Source organism: Bifidobacterium vansinderenii (assembly GCF_002234915.1).
Taxonomy (GTDB): Bacteria; Actinomycetota; Actinomycetes; order Actinomycetales; family Bifidobacteriaceae; genus Galliscardovia; species Galliscardovia vansinderenii.
The window spans coordinates 82120-95667 of sequence record NZ_NEWD01000014.1 but is presented as its reverse complement, the minus strand read 5'-3'; the positions used below and the strand labels follow the sequence as shown (position 1 = coordinate 95667).

Below are 13548 nucleotides of genomic sequence, written 5' to 3'. Positions count from 1 at the left end.
GTATGCCGTATGAATGGGTCCTCACCCATACGACGATGTATGCGACACTGCGGTACATTACTGTCAAACACGACGGGAGGGCTCCATGGTTTCCAACGGTTCCACAAATGACGGCAGTGGCAAGGCCGGCGACGGCAAGGCGCACGGCAAGCTGGTGTTCATCGACATCGACGGCACGCTGGCGGACGAGAACCACGTCGTTCCCGAATCGGCCAAGGCCGCATGCCGCGCGGCACAGACCAACGGGCACCGGCTGTTCATCTGCACCGGGCGCTCGCTGCCCAAGATCGAGCGCAACATCCTCGATCTCGGATTCGACGGCGTGGTCTCCGTGGCCGGCGCACAGGCGAACCTCGGCGAGCGCGTGCTGTTCCAGCATTTCGTCTCGCCCGAGGCGATCGACGCGGCGACCGAATACTTCAAACGGCACGACATCGAAAGCTACCAGTGGCAGGGAGCCGACGGCATGTACATCTCGCAGGGGTATCTGCGGCATCTGCAGGCGAAGAAATCGGCGTGGAACAGCGGCGAGTTCGCCAAATACTGGCATGTGATCGATGACGTGGAGATCCCCGAAGGATCCACGCTCGGTCACGTGATCCGCGCGAGCAAGGGATCCTACTTCTCCAAGCCCGATCCGGACGTGAGCTTCGAGGACGTGCAGCGCGACCTGAGCTCGTGGTTCACCACCGTGCACGCATCGTACGACCGCATTTCGCCGAACAACGGCGAACTGCTCATCAACGGCGTGGACAAGGGCACGGCCGTACGTGACGTGGCCGCCGCACTCGGCTGCGACATCGCCGACACGATCGCCATCGGCGACAGCGACAACGACACCGCCATGCTGAAGATGGCCGGCACCAGCGTGGCCATGGGCAACGCGATCCACGGCATCAAGGACATCGTCGACATCGTGACCACCGACATCCACGACGACGGACTGGCCAACGCGTTCGTCACACTCGGACTGGTGTGAGTTTCCCGACCATTTGTGCTTGTTTGGGCGGGTTGGATGGTTCGGGCCGCTCGGACCGCGAGTTTTGTGGTTTTCAGGCTGTGCATCGGCCCGGATGGCCGCTAGGATTTACGCGATTGCAACGATTCCTGGGTGGAAATCCGCGAAGAAAACCACAAAACTCGTGGTCTTGTGGCCGATATGTCCTATGAAGGAGCGAATGAGTGGGGCTCAGGCGGCATCGACGCCGTTTTCGACGGCGGTCTTGAGCCAGCGCTCGCTGACGATGGGGATGTTGTAGGCGCGGGCCTTGCGCGCCTTGGTGGATTCGGTGTCCACGTCGGCGGCCACCACGAGCCGCACCTTTTTGGTGACCGACGGCCAGACCGTGACGCCCACGGCGGCGAGGTCGTCGATCCAGTCGGCGCGGCGCTGCGACATCGCGCCGGTAAGCACGATGCGGTCGCCCTCGCGCAGTCGCGGCGGGGGAGCGGGCGCGGTCTCGGATGTGACGCGTGAAGCAAGCGGGATGTCGCTGTCCATGATGTTGCTGCCGTCGGAGGCATGCGACGGGCGTGGCATCCAGCGGGCCATGTTCTCGCTGATGCGCGGCCATCGTGCCTGTTCGGCGGCATCGAGGTGCGCGGCCCAGCCCGGCCAGTCCGGAATCATGCGCATGTATTCGCGCAGCAGCAGCGCCGTGGCGTGGGCGTCGCTCAGCGCACTGTGCGCGTCCGGGTTGCCGATGCCGAACCGGGCGCAGCAGGAGGCGAGGGAGCGGACGCCGAGCAGTTTGCCGCCGAGCCGCATGGTGCACAGGGTCGTGGAGGCTTCGGCGCCGCGTCGATTGGCCGAGGCTGTCTTGCCCTGAACGGGAATGTCATAGCCCAGTCGGGCGTATTCGCTGCGCAGCACCCGTGAGTCGAACGCCACGTTGTGCGCGACGAACACTCGACCAGCCAGATAGTCGCGCAGCTGCCGGGCGATGCCGTCGAATTCGGGGGCATGCTTCAGCTCGGCGGCCCGGATGTGATGCACGTGCTGTGCGCCCAGATCGCGGCTGACGTGGATCAGCGTCTCGTCCTCATGCTCGATGTTGCCGTCCGGGTCGAGCAGCGTCACGCCGATCTCGATGGCCCGGTCGCCACGCTCCGGCACCAGTCCCGTGGTCTCGAAGTCCACCACCGCGAATCCGCGGGCGAGCGACTGCGTCGTCGGGTGAGTCATGATGGCCTTCCTTTCCGCTTCCGGTGGTGGGAACATACTGATGGTATGACGAAGAACAGAACGAATGCTGCCGGTGGCGGCGCGAATGGTAGCAAGGGCTCGAAATCCGGGTGGAACGCCGGATGGTCCAATGCCGGGAAGATCCGGGGCGGAAACCATGGATTCGCCGGAGGACGGCGCGGGGGAGTGCCGTTCAAGGCAACCGGACACAAGGGCGGTATCAGTCGGCAGGGATGACGAGAAAGTTCAAGAAGCATACACGCTTGGTTGCGCGACACGCGAGAATGTGGTATTCTTTTGACGATTAGCGACGTGTGTCATATAGCGGGCATACATCAACTGGGGAAACGCCCGCGACGATTGTATACCACGATTGCCCGGGGTGCGTTTCCTGGCCGTATGGAATAACAGCGAACGAGAAGGACCATCCCATCTTGGCTGCCGAAAGCACACAAACCAATACCACCAAAGTCTACGCTCGTGCGGATGAGCATGACATCAAGCTGCACAAGGCCTCGCCGCGCGTGAACTTCGGCTCCATCAAGGAGCCCATCGACGTCCCGTACCTGCTGGGCGTCCAGACCGACAGCTTTGACTGGCTGATCGGCAACGAGCGCTGGCAGAAGCGCGTCGAGGAGGATCTGGCGAACGGCACCAACACCGTGCCGCACACCTCCGGTCTCGAGGAGGTCTTCGAGGAGATCTCCCCGATCGAGAACTTCGCCCAGACCATGAGCCTCACGTTCTCCAACCCCTACTTCGAAGAGCCGCGTCACACCGTGCAGGAGTGCAAGGAGAAGGACTACACCTACTCCGCGCCGCTGTACGTGAACGCCGAGTTCTGCAACAACGACACCGGCGAGATCAAGAGCCAGACGGTGTTCATGGGCGACTTCCCGCTCCAGACCCCGCATGGCACCTTCATCATCGGCGGCACCGAGCGAGTGATCGTCTCCCAGCTCGTGCGTTCCCCGGGCGTCTACTTCGACAGCTCCCGCGACCGCTCCACCGACAAGACCGTCTACGGTGCGAAGATCATCCCGAGCCGCGGCGCCTGGCTTGAGTTCGAGATCGACAAGCGCGACGTGCTCGGCGTGCGCGTGGACCGCAAGCGCAAGCAGTCCGCCATCATCTTCCTCGAGGCCATCGGCATGACCGAGCGCGAGATCCACGACGCCTTCCAGGGCTACCCGCTGGTGCTCGACGCCCTCGCCCACGAGATGGACGCCATCACCCCGAAGGATTCCTCCGGTCGTCCGCTGATCGACCAGCGCCCGAGTGACGAGGAGATCCGCAACCGCGCCCTGACCGAGCTGTACCGCCGCATCCGTCCGGGCGACACCGCCACCCCGGAGGCCGGCCGCAACCTGCTCGACTCCTTCTACTTCAACACCCGCCGCTACGATCTGGCGCGCGTCGGTCGTTACAAGATCAACCGCAAGCTCGGTCTGGAAGGCGACATCAACGATCGCAGCCTCAAGCCCGAGGACATCGTGGCCACCCTGAAGTACCTGGTCACGCTGCACGCCGGTGACAAGACTTTCCCGGGCAAGCGCAACGGCGAGGACATCGAGCTGCGCGTCGAGACCGACGATATCGATCACTTCGGCAACCGCCGCATCCGTCAGGTTGGCGAGCTGATCCAGAACCAGCTGCGCACCGGTCTGAGCCGTATGGAGCGCGTGGTGCGCGAGCGCATGACCACGCAGGACGCCGAGGCCATCACCCCGCAGTCCCTGCTGAACATCCGCCCCGTGGCCGCCACGATCAAGGAGTTCTTCGGAACCTCCCAGCTGAGCCAGTTCATGGATCAGAACAACCCGCTGGCCGGCATCACCAACAAGCGCCGTCTGTCCGCTCTGGGCCCCGGCGGTCTGTCCCGCGACCGCGCCTCCATGGAGGTGCGAGACGTGCACCCGTCCCACTTCGGACGTATGTGCCCGATCGAGTCCCCTGAAGGCCCGAACATCGGTCTGATCGGCTCCCTCGCGACCTTCGGACGCGTGAACCCGTTCGGTTTCATCGAGACGCCGTACCGCAAGGTGATCAACGGCCAGGTGACCAACGAGATCGAGTACATGACGGCCGATCAGGAAGCCGACCACGTGATCGCCCAGGCCAACCAGGAGCTGGACGACGAGGGTCGCTTCGTGCACGAGGACGCCCTTGCTCGAGCCAACGAGGAAGAGGCGGTCGACGTCCCGGTCTCCGACGTGGACTACATGGACGTCTCCCCGCGTCAGATGGTGTCCGTCGGCTCCTCCCTGATTCCGTTCCTGGAGCACGATGAGGGCCACCGAGCACTGATGGGTGCGAACATGCAGCGTCAGGCCGTGCCGCTGATCCGTTCCGAGCGTCCGCTGGTGGGTACCGGCGGCGAATGGCGCGCCGCCGTGGATTCCGGCGACGTGGTCAAGGCCGAGAAGGACGGCGTGGTGACCTACGTGTCCGCCGACATCATTCGTACGATGAACGACGACGGCACCACCTCCAGCTACAAGCTGGCCAAGTTCCAGCGCTCCAACCAGACCACCTGCTACAACCAGGTCCCGATCATCCACGAGGGTGAGCGTGTGGAGGCCGGCTCCGTGCTGGCCGACGGTCCGGCCACCGATCAGGGCGAGATGGCCCTGGGCAAGAACCTGCTGGTCGCCTTCATGCCGTGGAACGGCTACAACTACGAGGACGCCATCATCATCTCGCAGCGTCTGGTGCAGGACGACACGCTGAGCTCCATCCACATCGAGGAGTACGAGATCGACGCCCGCGAGACCAAGCTGGGCGCCGAGGAGATCACCCGCGATCTGCCGAACGTGAGCGAGGACGCCGTGAGCAACCTCGACGAGCGCGGCATCATCCGCATCGGTGCCGAGGTCGAGGCCGGCGACATCCTGGTCGGTAAGGTCACCCCGAAGGGCGAGACCGAGCTGACCCCGGAGGAGCGCCTGCTCCGCGCCATCTTCGGCGAGAAGTCCCGCGAGGTGCGCGACACCTCGCTGCGCGTGCCTCACGGCGAGACCGGTACCGTGATCGCCGTCAAGGAGATCACCCGCGAGGATGCCGAGGAGGACGGCGACGAGCTGCCCACCGGCGTGAACTCCATGATCCGCGTGTACATCGCCCAGCACCGCAAGATCACCGTGGGCGACAAGCTCTCGGGCCGTCACGGCAACAAGGGCTGCATCTCCCGCATCCTGCCGGAGGAGGACATGCCGTTCCTCGCCGACGGTACGCCGGTCGACATCATGCTCAACCCGCTGGGTGTGCCTTCCCGAATGAACCTGGGTCAGGTGCTTGAGCTGCACTTGGGCTGGATCGCCCACTCCGGTTGGGACATCAACATCGACCCGAACCTCGAGGCCGAGTGGAAGAAGCACATCCCCGCCGGCGCCGAGAAGGCCGACCCGAACACCCCGGTCGCCACCCCGGTGTTCGACGGTGTGCGTCAGGACGCCCTCAACGGCCTGCTCAAGACCACGCTGCCGAACCGCGACGGCGACAAGCTCGTCGGCGACGACGGCAAGGCCTGGCTGTTCGACGGTCGTACCGGTGAGCCGTTCGGCAAGCCGATCTCCGTGGGCTACATGTACATCCTGAAGCTGCACCACCTGGTCGACGACAAGATCCACGCCCGTTCCACCGGTCCGTACTCGATGATCACGCAGCAGCCGCTGGGCGGTAAGGCCCAGTTCGGTGGCCAGCGCTTCGGCGAGATGGAGGTGTGGGCCCTCGAGGCCTACGGCGCCGCCTACACGCTGCATGAGATGATGACCATCAAGTCCGATGACGTCGACGGCCGCGTGCGCGTCTACGGCGCAATCGTGAAGGGCGACAACCTGCCGCCGGCCGGCATCCCCGAATCCTTCAAGGTGCTGCTCAAGGAAATGCAGTCCCTGTCGCTGAACGTCGAGGTGCTCAACGCCGAAGGCGTGGCCATCGACATGAAGGAAGAGGACGACGATCCGGTCTCCGCCTCCGACGATCTGGGCTTCAACATCGGCGCCCGTCCGGAAGCCGGTTCGAACGCTCCGACCGAGTCCGAGGAACCGACCTACCGCTGATGCAAGCCGGTGCGCGCCGCACACTGCCGAAAGTGTGCCGGTGCGGCGCGCACCCTTGCCCGAAAACCAATACGTGAAGCAGTAAAGAACCTAAACAGACAGGACATAGAGTGCTGGACGTTAATGCATTTGACAAACTGAGGATCGGTCTGGCCACCACCGAGGACATCCTGAAGTGGAGCCACGGCGAGGTCAAGAAGCCCGAGACGATCAACTACCGTACCCTCAAGCCCGAGAAGGACGGCCTGTTCGGCGAGCAGATCTTCGGCCCGACCCGCGACTGGGAGTGCGCCTGCGGCAAGTACAAGCGCGTGCGCTTCAAGGGCATCGTCTGCGAGCGCTGCGGCGTGGAAGTGACCAAGTCCCGCGTGCGTCGTGAGCGCATGGGCCACATCAAGCTGGCCGCCCCGGTGACCCACATCTGGTTCTTCAAGGGTGTTCCGAGCCGTCTGGGCTACCTGCTGGACATCCCGCCGAAGTACCTCGAGAAGGTCATCTACTTCGCCGCCTACATGGTTACCTCCGTGGACGAGGAGCAGCGTCACAAGGACATGCCCGACCTGCAGGACGAGTTCGACGTGCGCATCCAGAACCTGGAGAAGGCCCGTGACAACGAGCTGCACAAGCGCGCCGTGAAGCTCGAGGAGGATCTCAGCGAGCTCGAGGCCACCGGTGAGGCGTCCTCCGCCGCCAAGACCAAGCTCAAGAGCGGCGCCGAGCGCGACCTTAAGGCCATCCGCAAGCGCTACAACGACGAGATCGCCCGTCATACCGCCGTGTGGGATCGTTTCCAGACCCTTAAGCCCGGCGACATGGAAGGCGACGTGGATCTGTGGCGCGAGATGGTCGACGACTACGGCGACTACTTCGACGGCTGCATGGGCGCCGAGGCCATCAAGAAGCGTCTGCATGACTTCGATCTGCAGGGCGAGGCCGAGAACCTGCGCAACGTGATCGCCACCACCAAGCAGGGCCAGCGCAAGGCCCGCGCCCTCAAGCGCCTGAAGGTGATCAACGCCTTCATCTCCACCGGCAACAGCCCGGAGGCCATGGTGCTCGACGTGATCCCGGTGATCCCGCCGGATCTGCGCCCGATGGTGCAGCTGGACGGTGGCCGTTTCGCCACCTCCGATCTCAACGACCTGTACCGTCGTGTGATCAACCGCAACAACCGTCTGCAGCGACTGATCGACCTCGGCGCCCCCGAGATCATGCTCAACAACGAGAAGCGCATGCTGCAGGAGGCCGTGGACTCCCTGTTCGACAACGGCCGTCGTGGCCGTCCGGTGACGGGCGCCTCGAACCGTCCGCTGAAGTCGCTGTCCGACATGCTCAAGGGCAAGCAGGGTCGTTTCCGTCAGAACCTGCTCGGTAAGCGAGTCGACTACTCCGGTCGTTCCGTGATCGTCGTCGGCCCGGAGCTGCGCATGCACCAGTGCGGTCTGCCGAAGCCGATGGCCCTGGAGCTGTTCAAGCCGTTCGTGATCAAGCGTCTGGTGGACCTCAACTACGCGCAGAACATGAAGAGCGCCAAGCGTCTGGTCGACCGCGGCGACTCCGAGGTGTGGGGCGTGCTCGAGGAGGTCATCTCCGAGCACCCGGTGCTGCTCAACCGTGCACCTACGCTGCACCGTCTGGGCATTCAGGCGTTCGAGCCGATCCTGGTGGAAGGCAAGGCCATCCACCTGCCGCCGCTCGCCTGCGCCGCGTTCAACGCCGACTTCGATGGTGACCAGATGGCAGTGCACCTGCCGCTGAGCGCCGAGGCCCAGGCCGAGGCCCGCTCGCTGATGATGGCCTCCGACAACATCCTGAAGCCCGCCGACGGCCACACCGTGACCATGCCGTCCCAGGATATGATCCTGGGTCTGTACTGGCTGTCCACCGTGCTCGACGGCGCCAAGGGCCAGGGCCGCGTCTTCGGCTCGCTCGAGGAGTGCCGCATGGCGCTCGATCTGCATGAGATCGACATGCAGGCCGAGGTGCTGGTGCGCATGCCCGCCGACTTCGTGCTGCCCGCCGGCTGGGAGCCGAAGGAGCTCAAGGTCGTCGACCCGCAGCCCGGCAGCCCGGAGACCGTCAAGGAGGAGCGCTTCGTCGACGGTTCCGTCCTGTTCGCCACGAGCTACGGCCGTGTGCTGTTCAACAGCACCCTGCCCGTGGACTACCCGTACGTGAACTACCAGGTCGGCAAGAAGCAGCTGAGCAAGATCGTCGACGACATCGCCTCCCGCTACTCCACCCAGCAGGTGGCCGCGTCGCTGGACGCCCTGAAGGACATGGGCTTCACCCGCGCACCGTGGTCCGGCGTGACCTTCGCGTTCTCCGACGTCATCGAGCCGCCGGAACTGCACGAGTACATCTCCAAGGCCGAGGAGCAGGCGCACAAGATCAATGGCAAGTACGACATGGGTCTGCTTACCGAGGAGGAGCGTCGCCAGCAGCTCATCAACCTGTGGAACGACTGCACCAGCGACGTGTCGAAGGCCGTCGAGAGGGGCTTCTTCCCGACGAACAACCTGTCCATCATCGTGCAGTCCGGTGCACGAGGAAACATGATGCAGATCAACCAGATCGCCGGTATCCGTGGCATCGTGGCAAACCCGAAGGGCGAGCCGATTCCGCGACCGGTGAAGTCCAACTACCGCGACGGCCTGTCCGTGCTGGAGTACTTCATCTCCCAGCACGGCGCACGTAAGGGTCTGGCGGATACCGCACTGAAGACCGCAGAGTCGGGTTACCTGACCCGTCGTCTGGTCGACGTCTCCCAGGACGTGATCGTGCGCGAGGAGGACTGCGGCACCAAGCAGGGTCTGAAGATGCGCGTGGCCGACCGTGACGACGACGGCAACCTGACGCTCGTCAAGGCCGCCGACGGTGGTCCGTACTCCCGTCTGCTCGCCGCCGACGTGATCGACCCGGCCGACGGCACGACGGTGCTCTACCACCGTGACGACGCCCTGTCGATGGACGTGCTCAAGGACCTCGTGGCCCACGGCGTGGAAGAGGTCAAGGCCCGTTCCGTGCTGACCTGCGAGTCCCGTCGAGGCGTGTGCGCCAAGTGCTACGGCTGGTCTCTGGCCACCAACAAGCTGGTGGACACCGGCGAGGCCGTGGGCATCGTGGCCGCCCAGTCCATCGGTGAGCCTGGTACCCAGCTGACGCTGCGTTCCTTCCACTCCGGTGGTGTGGCCGCCGCGGCCGATATCACCCAGGGTCTTCCCCGTGTTACCGAGCTTTTCGAAGCCCGTACGCCTAAGGGTGAGGCCATGATCGCCGAGTACGACGGCACCGTGAAGGTCGAGGACAACGAGGCCGGACGCGTCGTGACGCTGTTCCCGGACGATCCCGACGCCTGCGACGCCGACGGCGAGAAGGTGGACCACTTCGACTACAAGGTGTCAACCCGCGTGCCGCTGCTCGTCAAGAACGGTGAGCACATCAAGCGCGGCACCAAGCTGTATGTGGGTTCCGTGGATCCGAAGAAGATCCTGCGCATCATGGGTGCCCGCGCCGCGCAGGTGAACATCGTGGAGGAAGTGCACACCGTGTACCGCTCCCAGGGTGTGGACATCCACGACAAGCACATCGAGGTCATCGTGCACCAGATGCTGCGTCGCTACACCGTGCTCGACTCCGGCGACACCGAGCTGCTGCCGGGCGAGCTGGTCGACAAGGCCCGCTTCAAGGAGGTCAACAAGGCCGCCCTGAAGGCTGGCAAGCGTCCGGCCACCGGTCGTCCCGAGCTCATGGGCATCACCAAGGCCTCGCTGGCCACCGACTCCTGGCTGTCCGCGGCCTCCTTCCAGGAGACCACGCGCGTGCTCACCGAAGCCGCCCTGAACCAGAAGGTCGACGACCTCAAGGGCCTCAAGGAGAACGTGATCATCGGTAAGCTGATCCCGGCCGGTACCGGTCTGGCTCGCTACCGCAACGCCCGCGTCGAGCCCGACAAGGCCATCCGCGACACCATCTACCCGAGCTTCGGTCTGAGCGACGACGGTGGCGATGGCATGGTGGATCTGTCCGACGCCGATCTGAGCGATGTGGACTTCTCCAACATCGACTTCGGCGACCTGAGCCTTGGCGACGACTTCAACCCCGACGATTTCCTCAACGATCTCGGCGGTGACGACAACGGCACGGCCAACGGCGACGTTGACTTCGGTGATCTGTCCGGAGCCTTCGGCGACGACACGACCGACACCGGTTCCGACGACGCCGCTGGCGATAAGCCCGCCGACGACGCCCAGTGAGCTGAGTGATCTGACTCGGTTCGCTGACGCCTGATCAGGCCAGAATACGGCAAGGGCCGTGACTCCCATTCGGGGGCCACGGCCCTTGCCGTATTCTCATATCGGTCAACGATTCGTATTGTTTGTTTCACAATACTTTACGTTGTTTCACGTTTCACGTCGTTTACACACGACCCGTACGGGACGGATCGATGGTCATGGTCTGGAAACGATGCTGCATATAGGCATTGTCGTAGTGATTCGCGAAGAACGTTTCGATGGGGGAGTCCGGTGTCAGTCCGGAGACGCGCGAATACCAGCAGTCCAGCGACATCAGCGTCATCGTGCCGTCGACGAACAGCAGCACGAAGCACGCCACGGTAAGCGAATACCGCCACTGCCATGGGATACGGTTGATCAGTTTCAACAGGTGGGGCAGACACCAGCGAATCCAGATCACGCCCAGCAGCCCCCACATGATCATGTACTTGCCGCTTGTGCGGCCGTTGATCGACAGCCACTGGCCCGTGTAGTCCCAGGCGGTGACGCCGAACGCCACCTCCATGAACCAGCTCGTGGCATATTCGAACGCGCCGCCGATCACGGCGCTGGCAAGAAAAATCAGCAGCGGATTGCGATTCCACAACCGGTTGAGAAACACCGTGAGCAGCACGCCGCCGAAACCATAGATGGGTGAGAACGGACCATAGAGCAGGCCCGCGCGATCCTGCAACTCCCCGTTATACAGCGCAAAATGATAGACGGTCTCAATGCCGAGCCCTACCACGCTCGCCACGACGAACACCCAGAACAGGTTGAAAAAGTCCAGTGCGATATATCCCCGTCCGGTCAGATCACGACCGACCATGTCGATCCTGGCCGCCGCGGCGAGTTCGTCCTGCTCCTCGATTCGCCTGACCAGACGCTGCTCGCGACGCTCCAGAGCCAGCATCGGATCCGCGGTGACGGAGATCACGACCAGCAGCACCAGCTGCACGAACTGCAGCAGCAGTCCAGGGCCCAGACCGAACAAGGCCAGACTCGACAGGCCCTGCATCAGCGTGATCGGAATGAGCACATACGCCCAACGTGCCGCATGACGGCGACGATTCCGCAGCAGCAACACGCCGAACACGATGAGCGAGACACTGCCCGATACGAGCAGCAGGGCGTGCAGCACGGTGAGAATCACCGTAAGCGTGGGCGTGATCTCGGCCACGTCGATCGAACGAACCACGACGACGATGGCTAGCACCAGCAGCGGGAACGCCACGATGCCAACCGCCAGACACAGCGCGCCGTAGATCTTGGCGAGCAGTGGAAGACGAATTTCATCGATGGCGTCGGCAGTGACGTCCGGTCTTTCGCCGGCAAGATTGATGGACGCGTCCTGATGTGTGACTGATGGTACGGTCATGTTCCCTCCCGTATGCATGTCCGTGTGCTTCATCCATACTATTCGCGTCGTTCACCGGCAGTACCGCGTCGGTGACGGGATTCGATGCCTCATGTGTGGTAGGACTGAACGTATGAGAAGAAGCATTCCCTATCCTCCGCCGCCCGAGCCAGGCTGGTACGTCGAAGACACCATGCCCGGAGATGCGTCGATACCTGCAGGCGGTGCGGCATCGCATTCCGCGCATGCCGACGAGGTTCCCGTCACGCCGATCAACGGCTCCCCGTACGGCAACGAGGATTGGGACGGCACGGTGCTGTCGCCATCGTTCATCGACCGGCAGCCGAATCATCGATACGTGCTTCGCAACGACGCCACTGGTCAGACCGTGATACTCGACCGCAGCGCACTGCTGGGGCGAAAGCCCACCAAGGCCGTGCCCGAAGGCGTCAGCCCGCAGAAGCTCGACGACCCGACCCGCACGATATCACGCAACCACGCCGCGGTGAGCTTCGACCGGGAAGGACGACTGTGGATCGAGGATTATGGGTCGCTCAACGGCACGTTCCTCATCGTCAGTGGCGAGGAGACCCAGGTGAAGGGGCGCCCGGTAAAGGTGACCGTACCGTGCACGGTACGCATCGGCGACCAGTTCTTCAACCTCGAGGAACAGCGTTAAGCGACAGTATTGGCTTCCCTCAGTCACCCTACGGTGACAGCTCCCCTCAGAGAGGGGAGCCCGGATACGGCTACTTCTGAACGGCGTTGCGCTCGGCCAGGGCGGCGTCGATCTGCGGATCGTGCTGGCGGGCGAGCCATTCAAGCAGCTCCGGATACGTGCTGGGATTGCGCGCCAGATACACGCGCAGTTCGGGCGCATACTGGGCGATCTGCGCGATGGTGAGCGCATCCGTATTCGGATCGAGCGCCTGCTCCATCGTGAACCCGTACGGATTGCCGTGCTCGTCGTCTGCGCGATGACGTCCTGCGGGTTGATGGACGACGGTCTGACCGGCCGCTGACCCCGCCGCCGACGGGGATTCTTCCACGGGCTGACCATTGGGGGCCGGCTGATGATCCTCGGGAATAAGCGGGGCGACCGCATGCTGTGGCGGCTCCTGCTGCATGACCGGCAACGGCTGCTGCCCGGCAGTCACCGGCACCGACTGCTGTACAACGGGCTGCATGGCAACAGGCTGTTGAACCGGAGCGGATTGTACTGGCTCTGCAGGCGCATCTGCCGATGACGCATGAGACGGAACCGGCTGTATCGACTGGGACGCCGGCGCGATCGGAGACGCCGGCGCGGCCGGAGATACCGACGCGGCCGGAGACTGCGGAGCCGATTCCACATGCACCGCATGCAACAGCTGTCCCACGCCATGCGGAGCGTCTTCCACCCGAGCCTCGGCGCCACCTCGCTCGGCGTCGTCCTCCGTACGCGGCACGACCGGACCTCCGGCCGCCGTATATCCGCGGGACGCGGCCTCGGCCTTGGCCCGGTCGTCGCCAAACTCGGCGATCCAGCGCAGCAGTCCCGGATAGGCGCGCTCATGGGCAGCCACGTTCGCGCCGAAGTCCGGGTTCTCATAGGCTATCCTCGCCAGAAACACCGGGTCCGCATTCGGATCCTGCACCGCCTGCACGGCGGAGTCATAATCGACCATTCCT

General features: G+C 63.9%; 7 protein-coding genes. 4 read left to right on the top strand and 3 right to left on the bottom strand.

Annotated elements, in window-relative coordinates; genetic code table 11:
- Positions 1–85: 85 nt before the first annotated feature.
- A complete protein-coding gene (locus Tam10B_RS06100; protein WP_093960365.1) occupies positions 86–979 on the top strand; it encodes an HAD family hydrolase in 894 nt (297 codons plus the stop codon).
- A gap of 210 nt (positions 980–1189) precedes the next feature.
- Here the strand turns inward: Tam10B_RS06100 and Tam10B_RS06095 are convergent, their stop codons facing one another.
- Positions 1190–2185: an exonuclease domain-containing protein gene (locus Tam10B_RS06095; RefSeq protein ID WP_093960364.1), complete on the bottom strand. Its 996-nt coding sequence runs from the start codon at positions 2183–2185 to the stop codon at positions 1190–1192.
- 434 nt (positions 2186–2619) lie between these two features.
- On the opposite strand from Tam10B_RS06095, the gene rpoB reads away from it, so the two are divergent.
- Complete coding sequence (gene rpoB / locus Tam10B_RS06090; protein WP_093960363.1) at positions 2620–6246, top strand: DNA-directed RNA polymerase subunit beta; 3627 nt, start codon at positions 2620–2622, stop codon at positions 6244–6246.
- Positions 6247–6356: 110 nt separating this feature from the next.
- Positions 6357–10502 (top strand): DNA-directed RNA polymerase subunit beta', encoded by a 4146-nt coding sequence (locus tag Tam10B_RS06085; RefSeq protein ID WP_093960362.1) that lies wholly within the window; start codon positions 6357–6359, stop codon positions 10500–10502.
- A gap of 163 nt (positions 10503–10665) precedes the next feature.
- On the opposite strand, the gene Tam10B_RS06080 is transcribed toward Tam10B_RS06085, so the two are convergent.
- Positions 10666–11898: a putative ABC transporter permease gene (locus Tam10B_RS06080; protein ID WP_093960376.1), complete on the bottom strand. Its 1233-nt coding sequence runs from the start codon at positions 11896–11898 to the stop codon at positions 10666–10668.
- Between the two features lie 112 nt (positions 11899–12010).
- Here Tam10B_RS06080 and Tam10B_RS06075 point away from each other — a divergent pair, with 112 nt between their 5' ends.
- A complete protein-coding gene (locus Tam10B_RS06075; RefSeq protein ID WP_093960361.1) occupies positions 12011–12556 on the top strand; it encodes an FHA domain-containing protein in 546 nt (181 codons plus the stop codon).
- A 70-nt stretch (positions 12557–12626) separates the two neighbouring features.
- Here Tam10B_RS06075 and Tam10B_RS06070 read toward each other — a convergent pair whose 3' ends face one another.
- Complete coding sequence (locus Tam10B_RS06070; RefSeq protein WP_093960360.1) at positions 12627–13544, bottom strand: variant leucine-rich repeat-containing protein; 918 nt, start codon at positions 13542–13544, stop codon at positions 12627–12629.
- Between the last annotated feature and the right edge of the window lie 4 nt (positions 13545–13548).